The 18,072-nt window shown below is 76.0% G+C and carries 13 protein-coding genes; 12 read left to right on the top strand and 1 reads right to left on the bottom strand.

Annotated features, from left to right (window positions below):
- Positions 1-351 precede the first annotated feature (351 nt).
- The 10 genes from ACGFXC_RS34295 to ACGFXC_RS34250 all read left to right on the top strand — a co-directional run bounded on the left by ACGFXC_RS34295 (position 352) and on the right by ACGFXC_RS34250 (position 15,174).
- Positions 352-7,410, top strand: a complete 7,059-nt coding sequence (locus tag ACGFXC_RS34295) for an amino acid adenylation domain-containing protein (RefSeq protein WP_393718816.1) — start codon at positions 352-354, stop codon at positions 7,408-7,410.
- Complete coding sequence (locus ACGFXC_RS34290; RefSeq protein ID WP_362135406.1) at positions 7,407-7,613, top strand: MbtH family protein; 207 nt, start codon at positions 7,407-7,409, stop codon at positions 7,611-7,613. The genes ACGFXC_RS34295 and ACGFXC_RS34290 overlap by 4 nt, the downstream gene beginning before the upstream one ends.
- A 158-nt stretch (positions 7,614-7,771) precedes the next feature.
- Complete coding sequence (locus ACGFXC_RS34285) at positions 7,772-8,218, top strand: cobalamin B12-binding domain-containing protein (RefSeq protein WP_393718815.1); 447 nt, start codon at positions 7,772-7,774, stop codon at positions 8,216-8,218.
- Entirely contained in the window at positions 8,215-9,537 is a 1,323-nt protein-coding gene (locus ACGFXC_RS34280) for a methylaspartate mutase (protein WP_393718814.1), read from the top strand. Before ACGFXC_RS34285 ends, ACGFXC_RS34280 begins: the two co-directional genes overlap by 4 nt.
- An 83-nt stretch (positions 9,538-9,620) precedes the next feature.
- A complete protein-coding gene (locus ACGFXC_RS34275; protein ID WP_393718813.1) occupies positions 9,621-10,604 on the top strand; it encodes an asparagine synthetase A in 984 nt (327 codons plus the stop codon).
- Positions 10,601-11,932, top strand: coding sequence for a glutamate synthase-related protein (locus ACGFXC_RS34270; protein WP_393718812.1), 1,332 nt, complete (start codon positions 10,601-10,603; stop codon positions 11,930-11,932). Before ACGFXC_RS34275 ends, ACGFXC_RS34270 begins: the two co-directional genes overlap by 4 nt.
- 242 nt (positions 11,933-12,174) lie before the next feature.
- Positions 12,175-12,414, top strand: coding sequence for a hypothetical protein (locus ACGFXC_RS34265; RefSeq protein ID WP_393718811.1), 240 nt, complete (start codon positions 12,175-12,177; stop codon positions 12,412-12,414).
- Positions 12,415-12,448: 34 nt separating this feature from the next.
- Positions 12,449-13,702: an MFS transporter gene (locus ACGFXC_RS34260; RefSeq protein WP_393718810.1), complete on the top strand. Its 1,254-nt coding sequence runs from the start codon at positions 12,449-12,451 to the stop codon at positions 13,700-13,702.
- Positions 13,699-14,433 (top strand): 4'-phosphopantetheinyl transferase family protein, encoded by a 735-nt coding sequence (locus ACGFXC_RS34255; protein ID WP_393718809.1) that lies wholly within the window; start codon positions 13,699-13,701, stop codon positions 14,431-14,433. Before ACGFXC_RS34260 ends, ACGFXC_RS34255 begins: the two co-directional genes overlap by 4 nt.
- 612 nt (positions 14,434-15,045) lie before the next feature.
- Positions 15,046-15,174, top strand: coding sequence for a hypothetical protein (locus ACGFXC_RS34250; protein WP_393718808.1), 129 nt, complete (start codon positions 15,046-15,048; stop codon positions 15,172-15,174).
- A gap of 4 nt (positions 15,175-15,178) precedes the next feature.
- On the opposite strand, the gene ACGFXC_RS34245 is transcribed toward ACGFXC_RS34250, so the two are convergent.
- Complete coding sequence (locus ACGFXC_RS34245; protein WP_393718807.1) at positions 15,179-16,270, bottom strand: phosphatidylinositol-specific phospholipase C domain-containing protein; 1,092 nt, start codon at positions 16,268-16,270, stop codon at positions 15,179-15,181.
- 196 nt (positions 16,271-16,466) lie between these two features.
- Between ACGFXC_RS34245 and ACGFXC_RS34240 the strand changes: the two genes are divergently transcribed.
- Together ACGFXC_RS34240 and ACGFXC_RS34235 are read left to right on the top strand one after the other, a co-directional pair.
- Entirely contained in the window at positions 16,467-17,402 is a 936-nt protein-coding gene (locus ACGFXC_RS34240) for a trypsin-like serine peptidase (protein WP_393718806.1), read from the top strand.
- Between the two features lie 140 nt (positions 17,403-17,542).
- A complete protein-coding gene (locus ACGFXC_RS34235) occupies positions 17,543-18,055 on the top strand; it encodes a hypothetical protein (RefSeq protein ID WP_393718805.1) in 513 nt (170 codons plus the stop codon).
- Positions 18,056-18,072 lie beyond the last annotated feature (17 nt).

The raw sequence follows: 18,072 nt of genomic DNA, 5'->3' as shown, positions 1-18,072 counted from the left end.
AGGGCTCCCGGAGACGGGCGGCCCGCCCCGACTCCCCGGCGCCGGACCGGCAGGGCTGCGGCGCCCGGCGGCCCGCCCCGGACCCGGCACCGGCACCGGCACCGGCACCGGCACCGGCACCGGGGCGACGGCTCCCGGGGGCGGGCGGCGGTGCGCCCGGCCCGCGGCGCCGTCGTCGTCGCCGTCCGGGCAGGGCTCCGGCACCGGGCCCGCGGGGCGCGGAGGCAGTCGGGAGCGGCAGGTGTGCGGGGGCGAGCTGCCGGAGGGACTGCCCGCCTGGGGCGGAGGCGGTGCCTAGCGTGGGGGCACGGACCGCGATCCGCACCCACCCCCTCGCCTGGAGGCCCCGCGATGCCCTCGACCGCCCCCACCGCCCGCGCCGTCCTGGACGGCGGCCCGGCGATCACCCCGGCTCCCGGTGTGCTCGACCGGCTCGACGCCCAGGTCGCCGCCGGCCCCGGGCGGCCCGCGCTGGTGCACGGCGAGCGCCGGATGACGTACGGGCAGCTGGCCCTGGCGGTGGCGCTGCGGGCCGACGCGCTGGCCGCCGAGGGCGCCGGTCCGGGCCGGCTGGTGGCGGTGCACCGGCCGCGCGGCATCGACGCCGTCGTCGGGCTGCTCGCGGCGCTGCGGACCGGCGCCGCCTACCTCCCGCTCGACCCGGCCGCGCCCCCGGCCCGCACGGCGGCGATCCTCACCGACTGCACCGGGGCGCACGACGGCGCCCCGGCCGAGGGGGAGTTCGTCCTGGACGGCGCCGCCGTCGCCCCGGGCTCGGCCTACGTGATCTACACCTCGGGTTCCACCGGTACCCCGAACGGCGTCGTCGTCGGTCACCGCGCCCTCGCCCACTTCGTGGCCGGGGCCACGGTCCGCTACGGCATCGGCGCCGGGGACCGGGTGCTCCAGTTCGCCCCGCTGCACTTCGACGCGAGCGTGGAGGAGATCTTCCTGACGCTCGGCGCGGGCGCCGCCCTGGTCCTGCGCGACGAGGAGATGCTCGACGTCCCCGGGCTCCTCGCCGGCTGCGCCGCGCACGGGATCACCGTCCTCGACCTGCCGACCGCCTACTGGCACGAGCTGGCCCACGCCGTGTCCACCGGAACGGCCGAACTCCCGCCCACCCTGAAGACGGTGGTCATCGGCGGCGAGGCGGCCCTGCCCGAGCGGGTCGCGCAGTGGTGCCGGGCCGTGGACCCGGGCCGGGTGCGGCTGCTGAACACCTACGGCCCCACCGAGGCCACCGTCGTCGCGACCGTCGCCGACCTCTCCCGCCACCCCGGCGGTCCGGTGCCGATCGGCACCCCCCTGCCCGGGGTGCGGGCCGCCGTCGTGGACGGCGGGCTGTGGCTGCTGGGCGGCGGCCTCGCCGACGGCTACCTCGGCCGGCCGGAGCTGGACCGGACCCGTTTCGCCGAGCTGGACGGGGAGCGCGCCTACCGCACCGGCGACCTGGTGCACGTACGGGAGGACGGCCAGCTGGGTTTCCGGGGACGGGCCGACGAGGAAGTGAAGATCAACGGGCACCGGGTGGACCCGGCGTCCGTGGAATCGGTGCTGACCGCCCACCCGGGGGTGCGCGAGGCGGCCGTGGTGGCCCGGGACGGCGCGGACGGCCTGCTGCGGCTCGCCGCCTTCGTCGTCGCCGACCCGGGGGTGGGCGCCGCCGAACTGCGCGACCGGGTGCGCGCGCAGCTCCCGGCCGCCGCGGTGCCGGCCGCGCTGACCCTCGTGGCCGCGCTGCCCCGGACCCCGTCCGGGAAGATCGACCGCAAGGCGCTGCGGGCCGCCCCGGACCGCGCCCCGGACCCCTACGCCGTCTTCGACGGGGCGGTGCTGCCCGCGCAGGACCGGGTCCCGCTCTCCTACGCGCAGCGGCGCCTGTGGTTCCTGGCCGGCCTGGAGGGCCCCTCGGCCACCTACAACCTGCCCGTCGTGCTGCGCCTGGACGCCGTCCCGGACCGCGCCGCGCTCGCGGCGGCCCTCGGCGACGTGGTGGAGCGGCACGAGGTGCTGCGCACGGTGTACCCGGCGGTGGACTCCGAGCCCTACCAGCACGTGCTGCCGGCGCTCCCGGTGCCGCTCGCGGTGCGCGACTGCGCGCCCGGCGAGCTGGCACCCCTGGTGGCCGCCTTCACCGCCGCCGCCTTCGACCTCGGCTCCCACATGCCGCTGCGGGCCGCCCTGTTCCTGCCCGGCGACGGCTCCGCCACCCTCGCGCTGCTCACCCACCACATCGCCACCGACGGCTGGTCCGTGCGCCCGCTGCTGCGCGACCTGGGCGAGGCCTACGCCGCCCGGCTGGCGGGCGCGGCCCCGGACCGGGAGCCGCTGCCGGTGCAGTACGCCGACTACACCCTGTGGCAGCGCGAACTCCTCGCGGATCCGGCCGCGTTGCTGGCGCACTGGCGCGGCGCGCTCGACGGGATGCCGGCCGTGCTGGACCTGCCCGCCGACCGGCCCCGGCCCGCCGAGCCCACCGGGGCGGGCGCCACCCTCACCGCCCGTCTCGACGTGGACGCCCACCGGCGGCTGGCCGCGCTGGCCGAGGAGCGGGGCGCCAGCCTGCTCATGGTGCTCCAGCCCGCGCTGGCCCTGGCGCTGGCCGCCGTCGGCGCCGGGACGGACATCGCGATCGGCACCCCCGTCGCGGGGCGCGGCGACGAGGCCCTGGACGAGCTGGTCGGGTTCTTCGTCAACACCCTGGTGCTGCGCACCGACGTCTCGGGCGGGGCCCCGTACGCGGAGCTGGTCGACCGGGCGCGGGAGGCGGACCTGGCGGCGTACGCGCACCAGGAGCTGCCGTTCGACCTGCTGGTGGAGCATCTGCGGCCGCGCCGGGAGGGGGCCGTGAACCCGTTCTTCCAGGTGATGCTGACCGCACAGGAGCACGATCCGGCGGACCCGGACGGCGGCGCGGGCGCGACCGGCGGCCCACTGGCCGGCCGCTTCGTCGAACCGGGCCTGGAAGTGGCCAAGTTCGACCTCAGCGCCTCCTGCGTGGAACTGCCGGGCGGCGGCCTGGAGGTGTGGTGGCAGTACGCGGTGGACCTGTTCGACGAGGGGACGGCCCGGCTGCTGCTGGACCTGTTCGTACGGGCCCTCGCGCGGGCGGCCGCGGACCCCGGCGCCGTCCTCGGCGGCCCGGCGCTGCTCACCGGCGCGGAGGCCCGGACGGTGGCCGGGCTGCGGGAGCGGCGGGCCGCCCCGCGGGCCGCGGAGCCCGCGCCCGGGGCCCGCAACGTCCCCGTCGAGCAGGTGCTGTGCGCGCTGTTCGGGGAGGTGATCGGCCTCGACGGGCCGCTGGCCCCGGACGCCAACTTCTTCTCCGAGGGCGGGCATTCCATGACGGGGGTGCGCCTGGTCAACCGGATACGGGCCGCACTGGGGCTGGAGGCCCGGATCCGGGACCTGTTCCTCGCGCCGACCCCCGCCGGGCTGGCGGTGCGCCTGACCCGGCGGGCCGGGCCGGCCGGGCGGCCCGCGCTGGGCCCCGTCGCGGAGCGCCCGGAGCGGATCCCGCTGTCGTACGCGCAGCGCCGGCTGTGGTTCGTGGACCAGCTGGAGGGCCCGTCGCGTTCGTACACGATCCCCTTCGCGCTGCGGCTGGAGCGGCCGCTGGACCCGGCGGTCCTCGCCGACGCGCTGGCCGACCTCGCGGGCCGGCACGAGGTCCTGCGGACCGTGTACCCGGCCGTGGACGGGGAGCCGTACCAGCGGGTGTGCCCCGGCGCCCGGCCGGTGCTGGAGGTGGTGGAGGCCCCCGCCGGGGAGCTGGAGCGGGCCCTGGACGCGGCCGCCGGGCACGTGTTCGCGCTGGCGTCGGACCTGCCGCTGCGGGCCTCGCTGATCACCTGCGGGCAGGAGTGGGTGCTGGTGGTGCTGGTGCACCACATCGCCGCCGACGGCTGGTCGGCCGGGCCGCTCTTCGAGGACCTGGCCCGCGCCTACGAGGCCCGGCTCGGCGGGGCGGAGCCCGCCTGGGAGCCGCTGCCGGTGCAGTACGCGGACTACACGCTGTGGGAACGGGACGCCCTGGCCGCCGGAGCCGTCGCCGAGCACCTGGCCTTCTGGGAGCGGACCCTGGCGGGAGCCCCGCCGGTGCTGGAGACGGTCTCGGCCCGCACCCGGCCCGCCGATGCCTCCCACCGGGGTGCGGCGACGCCGCTGGAGGTGGACGCCGCCACGCACGCCCGGCTGGAACGCCTGGCCCTGGACCACGGGACCACCCTGTTCACGGTGGTGCAGGCGGCGCTGGCGGCCACCTTGACGCGGCACGGCGCGGGCACCGACCTGCCGCTGGGCACCGTCGTCGCCGGACGCGACGACGAGGCGCTGAACGACCTGGTCGGCTTCTTCGTCAACACCCTGGTCCTGCGCTGCGACACCTCCGGCGATCCGCGGTTCACCGAGCTGGTCGACCGGGTGCGCGAGACGGGGCTGGCCGCGTACGCCCATCAGGAACTCCCCTTCGACCTGGTCGTCGAGCACCTCAACCCGGAGCGTTCGACGGCCCGGCACCCCCTGGTCCAGGTGGTCGTGCAGGTGCACCCGGCCGAGCCGCGGACCCCGCCGGGCAGCGTGCTGGCCGGGACCCCGCTGGGGGCGGACTCCGGCTTCACCAAGTTCGACCTGACGCTGTCGCTGCGCGAGGCGCGGACGGCGGACGGGGCGCCGGGCGGGCTGGCCGGCGTACTGGAGTACGCGACCGACCTGTACGACGAGGGTGGCGCGGCGCTGCTCGCCGAGCACGTGGCGCGCACCCTGCGGGCGGTGGCCGAGGACCCGCGGCAGCGGATCGGGGACGTGGGGCTGCTGTCTCCCGCGCAGGAGCGGCGGCTCGCCGCCTACAACGACACCGCCGTACCGGGCGCGGAGTGCGGGCTGGTGCACGAGCGGTTCGAGCGGCGGGCGCGCGAGACGCCGGACCGGATCGCCGTTTCCTTCGGGGAGGACTGCCTGACGTACGCGGAGCTCGACGCGCGGGCCAACGCGCTGGCGCACCGGCTGATCGAGGCGGGCGCGGGCCGGGACGCGGCGGTGGGGCTGCTGCTGGAGCGGACCCCGTACCTGCTGGTGTCGGCGCTGGCGGTGCTCAAGTGCGGGGCGGCGTACGTGCCGCTGGATCCGCGGCTGCCCGAGGCGCGGATCGAGATGATCATGGAGGACGTGGGGGCGCGGCTGCTGCTGGTCCGGGAGGAGCACGCGGAACTTCCCCAGGTGCGCCGCCTGCTGGACGCCGGGGCGCGCGTGCTGTCGGTGGACACGCCCGTCGACGGCTACCCGGTGACGGCTCCGGGGATCGCGGTGGGCGAGGACGCCCTGATGTACGTGATGTTCACGTCCGGCTCCACGGGCCGCCCCAAGGGCGTCGGCGTCACCCACCGCAACGTGGTGGAGCTGGTCACCGACCGCTGCTGGGACGCGCACCACCACCGCCGCATGCTCGTCCATTCGGCGATCGGCTTCGACGCCTCCACCTACGAGCTGTGGGTGCCGCTGCTCCAGGGCGGCCGGCTGGTGATCGCACCGGGCGACGGCACCGACCTCGCCGAACTGGACCACACGATCCGCACGCACGGGGTCTCGGCGGCCTACTTCACCATGGGGCTCTTCCACATCATGGCGGACGAGGGCCTGGACACCCTCAAGCTCCTCGACGAGGTGTGGACCGGCGGCGACGTGGCCTCCCCCAGCGCCCTCCAGCGGGTCCTGGACCACTGTCCCGAGACGGTGCTCGTCCACTCCTACGGCCCCACCGAGACCACCTTCGCCTCCCACCACCAGCGCTTCCCGCTCTCCGAACGGGTCGTGCGCGGGGTGTACCTGGGGGCGGCCCTGGACAACACCCGCGTCCACGTCCTGGACGAACGGCTGCGGCCGGTGCCCCCCGGCGTCCCCGGGGAGATGTACCTCGCCGGGACGCAGGTGGCCCGCGGCTACGTCGGCCGGCCCGGCCTGACCGCGCAGCGGTTCGTCGCCGACCCGTTCGCCGCGGACGGCGGCCGGATGTACCGCACCGGGGACCTCGTGCACTGGACCGCCGGGGGCGAACTCCGCTTCATCGGGCGGGCCGACGGCCAGATCAAGCTGCGGGGCTTTCGCATCGAGCCCGGCGAGATCGAGGAGACCCTGGCCCGTCACCCGGGGGTGGGCCAGGTCGCGGTGGCGGTCTTCGAGGACGGGCCGGGCGGCAAGCGCCTCGTCGCGTACGCCGTCGCGCGCGCCGGGCACACCCTGACCGAAGCCGGGCTGCTGCGCTGGGCGGCGGGCGAACTGCCGGAGCACATGGTGCCGTCGGCTGCCGTGCTGCTCGACGCGATCCCGCTCACCGTCAACGGCAAGCCCGACCGGGCGGCGCTGCCCGCCCCGGCGGCGCCGCCGCGCGGCACCGGGCGGGCGCCGCGCACCCCGCGCGAGGAGGTGCTGTGCGCGCTGTTCGCGGAGATCCTGGGGCTGGAGCGGGTCGGCATCGACGACAACTTCTTCGGCCTGGGCGGGCATTCGCTGCTCGGCGTACGGCTGGTGAGCCGGATGCGGACCGTCCTCGGGCTGGAGCGGGGCGTCCGCGACCTGTTCCGCACGCCGACCGTGGCCGGCCTGCTGGGCGACGAACCCAGCGGCTTCGACCCGATGGGCGTGGTGCTGCCGCTGCACACCGGGGGCTCGCGGCCGCCGCTGTTCTGCCTGCACCCGGGGACCGGCGTGGGCTGGCCGTACGCCGGCCTCGCCCAGCACCTGGGCCCGGACCAGCCGCTGTACGCGATCCAGGCACGGGCGCTGAGCGAGCTGGGCCACTCCCCCGCATCCGTGGAGGAGATGGTCGAGGACTACCTCCCGCTGATCCGCGAGGTCCGGCCGCACGGCCCGTACCGGTTCCTGGGCTGGTCCTTCGGCGGTACGGTCGCCCACGCGCTGGCGGTACGGCTGGCCGAGCTGGGCGAGCGCACCGACCTCCTGGCCATGATGGACGTGCACCTGCTGCCGACCGAGCCCGAGCGGCGGCGGATGACCCCGGCCCAGAAGCGGGACATGCTCGTCGGCGACGCCACCGGCGAGCCCGCGGACGCCCCCTTCGACGTGGACGCCCTGATCGGCCTGGTCCGGCTGAAGGACCCGGTCCTGGGCGCCTTCTCCGACGCGGAGATCCGCTCGGTCATAGGCGCCTCCATCAACCACGCCGAAATCATGAACCTGTACGCCCCGCGCCCGGTCGCCACCGACCTGCTCTTCCTGGCGGCCATCGAGGACGGGGAAACGGAGAACACCCTCGCCCAGCACTGGATCCCCTATGTCGAAGGCCCCGTTGAAAACCATGTGATCGGGGTCCCGCACACCAGAATGGGCGAACCGGAACCGCTCGCACTGATCGGCCGCATCCTTTCCGAGAAATTGAGGAGTCTGTCATGACCAATCCTTTCGACGACACCGAGGGCACCTTCCACGTCGTGGTCAACGCCGAGGGCCAGCACGCCCTGTGGCCGGTGTTCGCCGAGGTCCCGGGCGGCTGGGACGTGGTGTGGGGGGCGGGCACACGGGCGGACGCACTCGCCTACGTGGAGCGGAACTGGACCGACATCCGCCCCCGGAGCCTGGTCGCCCAGTACGCCTAGGAACCCCTGCCCACAACGCCGAGAAAAAGCCGTGCCCGCAACCGCGGGCACGGCTTTCCGCATTCCCCGTGCATGCCCGCCGGCACCCCTTTCCCAATTCCCTGATACTGCCGCCGCAACTTCCCCTCGGGCGCTTCTCCTCTTCCTATATTGCTCGTATGCGACGACGGAATATGGACATCCTGCTGAGCGGTACGGCATCGGATTCCCACACCTGGAACCTGGTCTACCTCCAGCTCTTCCTGGAGGAGCTGGGACACCGGGTCCACAACCTGGGCCCCTGCGTACCGGACGGCCTGCTGGCCGGCGCGTGCGCGGCCGACGGACCGGGCCGCCCCGACCTCGTGGTCGTCAGCAGCGTGAACGGACACGGCTACCGGGACGGCCTCAGCGCCGTCCGGGCCCTGCGCCGGGCCGGGGTGACCCTGCCCTTCGTCATCGGCGGCAAGCTCGGCGTCGCCGGGATCGCGGATCCCCTCCAGCGCGGCCGGCTCCTCGACGCGGGCTGCGACGCCGTCTTCGACGACGGGGACACCGGCGCCCTGCGCGAGTTCCTCGACGCCCTCGCGGGCGGCGGCCGCGGCACCCGGCAGGCCGTGGCATGAGCGGCGGCGCCACGCTCCTGGCCCCCGCCGCCGCGCCCCCCGAACCGGCCGCCCCCGCCACCTCCTTCGGCGGCTTCGTCGCCCGCGCGGCCGCCGGCGGACAGCTCGTCGTCCAGCCCCGGATGGGCTTCAGCGACCCGCGCCGGATGCGGGCCGGACTGGAGCGCACCAAGCGCGCCGTCGCCACCACCGTCGGCACCCTCACCATCGACAGCTACACCCGGGTCGGCGATCAGGACGCCGCCCGGGCCGCCGTCGCCGAGGGCACCCCGCTCAACGGATACCCCATCGCCACCCACTCCACCGACCTCACCCGCTCCCTGCTCGACGGGGTGCTCGACCCGGCGTTCCCGGTCCAGGTCCGGCACGGCTCCTCGCGCCCCGAGGCCATCATCCGGGCCCTCGCCGCGGCCGGACTCGACGCCACCGAGGGCGGGCCGGTCTCGTACTGCCTGCCCTACGGACGCACCCCGCTCGCCGAGTCCGTGGAGAACTGGGCCCGCTGCTGCGAACTGCTCGCCTCGCTGGTGGCCGCCCCGCGCCTGCCGCACGTGGAGAGCTTCGGCGGCTGCATGCTCGGCCAGCTCTGCCCGCCCGGACTGCTGGTCGCGCTGAGCCTGCTGGAAGGCCTGTTCTTCGTCCGGCACGGCATCCGCAGCGTCTCCCTCAGCTACGCCCAGCAGACCGACCCCGCACAGGACGCGGAGGCGGTCCGGGCGCTGCGGCGCCTCGCCGCCGAGTTCCTGCCCGCCGACGTGGACCGGCACGTCGTCCTCTACACCTACATGGGCGTCTTCCCCCGCACCGCGCGGGGCGCGACGCGGCTCGTGGAGGCCTCGGCCCGGCTCGCCGTGCGCGCCGGGGCGCAGCGCCTGATCGTGAAGACCGCCGCCGAGGCCCACCGGATACCGACCGTGCTGGAGAACGTACGGGCCCTGGAGACGGCGGCGGCCACCGCGGCCCTGTGCGCGCACCCGGCCGATCCGCCCGGGCCGGCCGGCGGCGAGGTGTACCGCGAGGCCCGGGCCTTCGTGGAGGCCGTGCTGGAGCTGGCCGACGACCCGGGCCGGGCACTGCGCGCCGCGTTCGCGCGGGGCGTGCTGGACGTCCCCTACTGCCTGCACCCCGACAACGCGGGCCGCTCGCGCAGTTTCGTCGACGAGAGCGGCCGGCTGCGCTGGTCCGAGGTCGGCGGTATGCCGGTGGCGGCGCGCCCGCGGGCGGCCGCGCGCCGGGCCCTGACCTCGGACGGACTGCTCACCGCCCTGGGTTCGGTGGCCCGCCGCTACGACGGCCCCGGCCCCGGCCCCGGCAGATGAGCCCCTCCCCGCCCCCTCGCCCTTCCCCCTCTTCTCCCCTCTCCCTCCCCCTTCCCCTCCCCCTCGGACAGCCAGGAGTCGGCATGGACCTTCGCACCCCTCCCCCGCTCGGCGACCACCTGCGCTCCCCGCAGCTGCGCTCGGCGATGCTCGTACAGCAGGAAGTGCTCCACTCGGCACGGGAGTTCCTGCGCGGCGCCGGCTTCGTGGAGCTGCTGCCGCCGCTGGTCGGACCGGTCACCGATCCCGGCGGGCGCGGCGCGAAAGCGCTCGACGTGGACTACTACGGGCAGCCCTACAAGCTGATGACGAGCGCGATCCTCTACAAGCAGGCCTCACTGAAGGGCTTCCCCAGGCTCTTCTACATCGCGCCGAACGTCCGCGTGGAGCCGCCGGAGACGGCGGCCACCGGACGGCACCTGGTGGAGTTCCACCAGATCGACGTGGAACTGGCGGGCGGGACCCGCGCCGACGCCCAGGAGGTGGCGGCCGGGCTGCTCACCCACGTCGTGGACCACGTCTGGACGGCCGTACCGCACCTGCTGCGCGAACTGGGCCGTGACGACCTGGACTTCGCCGAGCTGCGGCAGGGCAAGTTCGACGCCCTGACCCACGGGGAGGCCGTGGCGCGGCTGATCGGGCGCGGCCATCCGCAGAGCCCCGACGCGGAGATCGACTGGGAGGGCGAGCGGGTGCTCTCCCTGGAGGCGGACCGGCCCTTCTTCGTCAACGACTACCCCAAGGGGTCGCGCGGGTTCTACGACCGCGAGGATCCCGAACGCCCGGGCGTGCTGCGCAACTTCGACCTGATCGCGCACGGCGGCTACGGGGAGCTGGTCAGCGGCAGCGAGCGGGAGAGCCGGTACGCGGCCATCGTGACCCGGATGCGGGAGAGCGGGGAGAACCCGGCCAAGTACGCCTGGTACCTGGAGCTGGCCCGCGAGGGCATCGAGCCGAGCGCCGGCTTCGGCATGGGGCTGCAGCGCCTGGTCCGGTTCCTGACCGGACTGGAGGCGTTGTGGCAGGTCAGCGCGTACCCGAAGCTGCCGGGGCTGATCGCGCCGTGAGCGGGCTGCGGGCCGCCGGGTTCCCGGAGGAGGCCGTACGGGCCCGGGCGCGGGCCGGGACGGCCGAGGTGTTCCCGGCGGCGGGCGCCTACGGGGCCGAGCTGTTCGGCGCGGGCGCCGAGAACCCGGGGCCGGGCCCCGGGCAGGAAGCCCCCGACGCCCGGGACGCGCTCGATGCCCTGCGGATCGTGCCGCCGGTGTTCATGCCGCGCAGGCTGGAGAAGCTCATCGACCTGGGCCGGGAGCCCTCGTACGAGGACGTGGACCTGGGCACCCGGGTCGGCGGCTTCGCCAGCTCCCTGCCGCTCTACCTCTCGGCGTTCGGCTCCACCCGGGCCGGCAGCGGTGACCTCGGCGTGGCCGCGGGCCGGCAGGCGGCACGGCTCGGGATCCCGATGGTGATCGGCGAGAACATGGTCCCGGTGCACGGCTACGGCAGCAGCTCGGCGCTGCTGGAGCGGGTCGCGGCGTACGCGGAGGAACTCCCCGACGGCGTGGGCGGGGTGGTGGTGCAGCAGTCCACCGAGGACGCCGACTCCGAGGTGTGGAACCTGCTCTACAGCGACCCCGGCACCCGGCCGCTGCGCGACTCCGGCCGGCTCGGCTTCGAACTGAAGGCGGGCCAGGGCGCGAAGCCGGGCCTCGGCGGGATGACGGTGGTCGGCGCGGCCGAGGCCGCCCGGCTGGGCGGCACGTTCGCGGTACGGGACCTGCTCGGCGATCCCGGCGGGCGGCTGCTGCGCTGCGCGACCCCGGGGACCTTCACCGAGGAGATCGTGCGCCAGCAGCTGCGGTTCATGCGGAACAACTTCCCGCTGGCCCGCACCTGGGTGAAGTTCCACCCGGGCCGCGACATCGGCGCCGCGGCCGCCACCGCCTGGGCGGCGGGCGCCGACGCCGTCACCGTGGACGGCGCCGAGGGCGGTACCGGCTGGGCGCCGCGAGTGTTCCTGGAGGGGGCCGGGCTGCCGCTCGGCGAGGCCCTGCGCCGCATCGGCCGCCCCGCGGGGAACCTGCTCGCGTCGGGCCGGATGTGGGAGGGCGGCCGTACGGTGCGGGCGCTGGCGCTCGGCGCGACCGCGGTGGGCCTCGGCCGGGCGGCGCTGCTCGCCGTGGACGAGGACCCCGGCGCGGGGCTGGTCCGGCTGGTGGAGGCACTGGCGCTGGAGGCCCGGCTCCTGATCAGCGCCCTCGGCAAGTACCGCCCGGCCGATCTCGCCCCCGACGACCTGTGGTCCCCGCACGCCGCCGCGCCCGGGGCCCCCGGCCTCCCGGCACCGGCGCCGTGGCCCGCGCCGTGGCCCGCGCCGTCGGCGGAGCCCCGGTGAGCGCCCCGGCGAGCGGCCCGGCGGCCGGGCGGGCGTCCGGCCCCGCGCCGCGCGTCCGGCCCGGCGCCGACGCCCGCCGGGCCCGCGCCGGACGCCCCCGCCGGGGCCCCGCGGCCGGGGCCCGGCCGGCAACCCCCGGCCCGGCGGGACACCGGCCCTGCCCGGCGGCCCCGCGCGGGCCGGGGCGGGCCCGCCGGGGCGGGGCCGTAACAGCCCGGTTCCGGTTCGGTGAGGTGCCCGGCGTGACCCTGGGTCCCGGCACCGGCACCGCTCCCTGGGCCCGTGCCGGGCAGGCACCGCCCCCCGGTCCCGGCGCCCGCGCGGCCCGCGCTGCCGCCCTGGCCCTGGCCGAAGCCGGGCTCGGCCACCTCGGCGGCCGCCTGGACCTGCGTACGTACGGGCCCCCGCCCGCCGCCCCCCGGCTCGCCCGGGCCGCCCGCCGGGCCGTGGCCCGCGCACTGGCGGCCCGGCCCCGCCCCTGACCGACCGTCGATCCCCTCACGAAGAAGGTGCACCATGGACACCACCCCCGAACCGCGCGAGCGCGTCCAATGGGGCCGCGTCAGCTCCCTGGTGGGCGGCCAGGCCGCCGTCCAGCTCGGCAGCTTCGCCCTGCTCATCGCCATGAACTGGACGGCCGTCCAGCTCGGCGGCACCCGCGCCGTCACCGTGCTGATGCTCGCCGCGACCGTGCCCCGCGCCCTGATGCTGATCTTCGGCGGGGCGGTGGCCGACACCCTGGGCCCCCGCTTCGTCCTGCTGCGCACCACCGCCGCGCGCGTCGCGCTGCTCGCCGTCGGCGCCGTACTCACCGCCACCGCCGAACAGTTGTGGCCGCTGGTGGTGATCGCCCTGATCGAGGGGGTGCTGCTGGGCCTGGCCGGCCCCGCCTCGGGCGTGCTGCTGCCGATGTTCGCCCGGGGGGAGCAGCTGGCCCGCGCCAACTCCCTGTACGCGATGGTGCTGCGCGTCGCGCCGATCCTGGGCGCCCCGGCCGGGGCGTTCCTGATCACCGTCGGCGAGCTGTGGGTGGCCCTGCTGGCCGGCGCGGTCACGGGGGCGATCTGGTTCGGCTGCCTGCTGCACGTCACCCACGGTTTCGTCCGGCCGCGCCCCGAACCGGGGGTGTCCCTCGTCAAGCGCTCCGGTGACGGCTTCCGGCTGCTGGCCCGCCACCCCCGGCTGCGCTGGATGTTCGTCGCCGCCCTCTGCCTGGACATGGCCTTCAGCTGGCCCGCCGAGGTGGCCCTGCCGCTGCTGGTCTCCGAGCGGGGCTGGGGCGTGAGCGCGGTGGGCGTCGTCCTGGCGGCGTTCAGCGTGGGCGCGCTCGGCTCCAGCGCGGTCGGCGCGGCGCTCGCGCACCGCATCCCGATGTTCGTCCGGCTCGTCGTGACCGGTGCGGGGCTCGCCGCGGGGATCCTGGTGATGGCGCTGATGCCGTCCGTGGTGTCGCTCACCGCCGTCGCGGCCGGGGTCGGTCTGCTGTCCGGGCTCAACGGGCCCGCCATCGTGACCCTGTACCAGCAGTCCGCCCCCGAGGAGCGGATGGGCGCCGCGATGTCGACGCTCTCGCTCGCCGGGATCGGTACGGCGCCGATCTCGATCGCCGTGTTCAGTTCGCTGTCGCTGGCCCTCGGGGTGCAGACCACCTGGCTGGTCTGCGGGGCCATCGCCTTCGTGTCCCCGGTCGCCGCCGTGCTGGCCCTGCGCCACCCGGCGCACACCGAGGAGCCGGCCGTGACGGAGCTGCCCGTCGCGGCCGCCGCATGAGCGCCCCGGCGGGGGTGGCCCGCGCCGGCGGGCTGCTCCTGCCCCGGACCCTGACGGATCCCGGGCCCGCGCGCGCCGTGCTGGTGGCGGCCGACCCGCAGCTGTGGCTGGTGGACACGAGCGCCTACCGCGCGCACGCGGCCCGCCACGCGCCCGGCACCCTGGACTCCCAGGAGCTGGTCCGGGCCGCCGAGTTCGCGCTCGCCGCCGACCGGGACAGCTACGTCTGCGCGCACGTCGCGCTGCGCCGGCTGCTCGGCGCGTACCTGGGGCTGGCCCCGCGCGAGGTCACCGTGGAGCGGGCGCCCTGCGCGCACTGCGACGAACCGCACGGGCGGCCCGTGCTCCCGGGCGGCGCCCTGCACTTCTCGCTGTCGCACTGCACCGGCATCAGCCTGCTGGCCTTCGCCGACACCCCGGTGGGGGTGGACGTGGAGGAGCTGGTGCGGCCGGAGACGATCGCGGAGACCGCCGACGTCCTGCATCCGCGCGAGGCGGCGGAACTGGCCCTGCTGCCCGCCGGGGAGCGGTCGTCCGCCTTCACCCGGGTGTGGACCCGCAAGGAGGCGTACCTCAAGGGGCTGGGGGTGGGCCTGTCGGAGGATCCGGCGGCGGACTACGTGGGCTCGGGCCCGGTACCGGCCCGGATGGCGGGGTGGTCGCTGTCGGACGTCCGCGTCCCCGAGGGCCACTGCGCGGCCCTCGCCCTGTGCCGGTCACCGGCCCCCTGACCCCCCGCCGGATCCGGACAGTTGCGTCGGCGCAGGTCCGGCAGACCCCCGCCGAGGCCCCGGCGGGCAACAGCAGCGGCTCGAACGACAGGGTGCCGCAGAGGGCGCCCATGGCCGCCGCCTGCCGGTTGACGAGCCGGGCCAGTTCGCCCTTGGTCCAACCGCACGGTCCGACCAGGTCCGCCGGCCGGTCGTTGCGGGCCCGGCCCGCGGTGGCGGCCGCTGGTTCCGGGCCGGGCGGCGGCCCCGCGGCCGCGGGGGCATCGGCCGCCCACGCCTCCTGCCAGAGCTGGTGGAGACGGTCCAGCTCGCGCTCCGCGTCCGCGTTGCGCACCCGGCGCAGGAGCGCCTGCGCCACCGCCGCCATGGGATCCCGGCGGGGAGCGGAGGGGGCCGAGAACACCCCGTGGACCACGGACCGCGAATGGACCCTGCCGGTCTCCCCGACGATCTCCCCGATGGACGGCGCTCCGGCACCGAGATGCAGCTCGTGCGGCTTCTGCTTCAGCCGCAGGACCGGGCCCGGTCCTGGATCCGGCCGCCGTCGGCGCAGGGTTGTCGCAGAACGGCCGCCGCCGTCCGCGGGGCGCGGCGGACCGCCACCCTGACGGCATGTCAGCACTCGCCCACGACGTGCTCGGCGGCTACCTCGCGACCCCCGCCGCCTCCCTCACCTGGTGGGCAGCCCGTGCCGTACGGGCCGCCCTGCGCCGGCGGCGCGCACGCGGTCTTGGGGCGTGAGCGTTCAGCCGCGCGGGACGACGGCGGAGAGGACCTGGGGCAACGGGTACCAGTCGGCGGAGGCGATCGAGGCGTGGTGCCCGGCCATCAGGGCCACCCGGGCCCGCGCCTCGGCCTCCGTGGGGCGGACTCCGTCGATGGCCGGGGCGACGCCCTGGACGTCGGTGGCGATCAGCAGGTAGTGGTTGCGGTCGTACCAGGCCGTGTCGACGGAGCCCGAGGCGTAGGCGCTCGCGTCGCCGTCGAAGACCACGAACCAGGGGCGGAGCGTGGCGTCCGGGTAGCGGCCCCGGGGGTCACCGGGCTCGGCGCGGTGAACGGCCGGGAAGGCGGCGGCCTGGGCGAGGCGGCCCGAACCGGCCAGCGAGCGCAGGTGCTCCGCGTACTCGCGGTCCGTCCACAGCTTGTCGGCGGCGTTCCCCTCCTCGACCGTGCCCGGGATCAGCTCGACGAGGAACTTCCCGGCCATCGCCGAACGGGCCGGCCAGGCTCCGGCGCGGGCGGCCGTGTCCAGGTCGGGGTGGCCGGCGGCGAGCTGGGCCGGGCGGTACAGGGCGTCACCGAGCTTCCCGGAGAGCAGCGCGTCCAGATCGGCGGGACCGCGGCCCAGGTTGGCGGCGAAGCCGTCCTTCAGTTCGAGCTTGAGGACGACGGGCCGGTGCCCCGGGTGGGCGTCGTGCCAGCTGCGGATGTCGGAGAGGCAGCCCGCGAGGTTCTGGTTGCGGGACTTGGTGCGCAGCTGGGCCGGGCCGGTGGCGTTCTCGCAGTTGCTGTCGTTGCCGAAGGGGTTGTCGTGGGAGACCCGCCAGGAGCTGCCGAAGAAGTTGGTCCACACGTCCAGCTCCAGCATGGCGGCGCCGGAGTCGAGGGCGTCCGCGAAGTAGGGGTACTTCGCCTTCTCGTAGGCGTTGTGCACGCCGACGCCCGTCGAGCCCGCGTACGGGAGGTCCGCGGCGGCCCGCCCGGCCCCCGAGGCTCCCCCGGCTCCCCCGGCTCCCGCGGCTCCCGCGGCCCCGGCCGGGACCGCGCCCAGGGCGAGGCCCAGCGTCACGAGGGAGGCCAGCACCGCGCCCGCCGTCCGCTTCCGTATGCTCATCTTTTCGGCTCCCGTCCGCCTGTCCGACCGATCGGCTCAAGTCGGCTGGAGCGTAGGGGAGTTGAGTGACGGACGGAAGGACGGCAGATGGCGTTCGGCGCACTGCGGCGACCGTCACGTCCCGGTGCGGGAACTTCCGTCCCCCGTGCGGCCGTCGGACGGAACAACGGATGATCTTCAGGAGCGGGGACAGCACATGGCCGTCACGGTGAGAGGCAGGGCGCTGCGGATCTGCGTCCTGGCCGGAGTCTGCTGCGCCCTCGTCGCCGCGGGCCTGTCCTACCGCGCGGAGCTGCGCGCCCTGCTGGGCCCCGTCGCCGAGGGGGATCCGTCCCGCGGACGCTACGTCCAGGACGAGGGGCTCGCCGACGAGGCGGCCCGGGCCGCGCTGGAGCGGCTCACCGAGCCGGCCGGGGGCCGCGAGGAGGCCCGGATCCTCACGGAGGGCGCCCCCGCCGCCGCCCCGTGGCGGCCCTCGGACCCGCTCCGGGCCGAGACCGTGCCCGCCGAGCCGGCGATCGGGGCGCTGCTGTCCCCCGGCCCGGACTGGGACTCCGACCACCACTGCTCGGCCGCCGTGGTCGCCTCCCCCGGCGGCGACCTCGTCGTCACCGCCGCGCACTGCGTGTACGCGGGCGGCTTCCGCACCAACCTCGCCTTCGCCCCCGGCTACCGGGACGGCACGGCCCCCTACGGCGTGTGGGTCCCGACCCGGGTGTATGTGGACCCCCGCTGGACCGGGTCCGCGGACCCCGACCACGACGTGGCGTTCCTGCGGGTGCGCCGCCCCGGGCACCCCGGACAGCGGCTGGAGGACATCACGGGGGCGCAGACCATCGGCTTCCGGACCCCGCTGCCCGCCCCCGCCCGGCTCGTGGGCTACCCCAACGACACCGAGCAGCCGCTGGGCTGCTCCAACACCGCGGTGGCCGACGGGCCCGCGCAGCTGCGGCTGGACTGCGCGGACGTGCCCAACGGCACCAGCGGCGGACCGGTCCTGACCGGCGGGCGCACCCTGATCGGGGTGATCGGCGGCCGGGACGGCGGCGGCGACGAGCTGACCTCGTACAGCAGTTACTTCGGCGACGACGTCCGCGCCCTGTACGAGCGCGCCACCGGGGACACCCTCTGACCGCCGCGTGAACGGCACCGAAATCACCGGCAAAAAAGCGACGTTGGGGAATATGGCCGGATCTCGGAATGGACGGCCGGGGGCCCGTCCGGCTCAATGGGTGATGCCGATCGGCATGCCGCACGAGGTCGAGGAGGATCATGACCGAAAGCGTTGGCACACCCGGTAAGGACCAGATCCAGGCGAGGGTGCAGCAGATCCAGGAGGTCTTCGCGCGCAGGCGGGAGGAGACCAAGGACCTGGATTCGGGGCTCGATCTGGAGGCGTCGGTCCGCAGGGCCCTGGAGGCGAGGGCCCTGCCCCCCGTGGCCGTGGACGAGGCCGTCCGGGCCGAACTGCGCGCGCGTGAGGTGCAGTCACCCGACAGCGGCCCGGAAATCTGGTGCGAGCTCTACGGATTCCTGGACCTGGGGTACAAGATCCACCTGAATCCGTACGCCGTCACCATGGTCACGAGCACGGCATCGGCCCTGGAGAAGGTCCTGGGCGACGCCGTCGAGGACTTCCCCGAGCTCGACGCGATGTTCGTCCCGCTGCTCGCCGCCATCTATGCCGAGGGCTCGGCGATCGGCCTCGCCGCCCAGGAGAACGGCTCGGTCGTGCTGATCGGAATCATTCCCGACCCGCTGCCCATCCCCTTCCCCGACGACTAGAAGCACGCCCGCCGCCG

This window comes from Streptomyces sp. NPDC048507, assembly GCF_043199995.1.
GTDB lineage: Bacteria > Actinomycetota > Actinomycetes > Streptomycetales > Streptomycetaceae > Streptomyces.
Note: the sequence above shows the minus strand (reverse complement) of the source record. Positions and strands in the feature narration are given on the sequence as shown.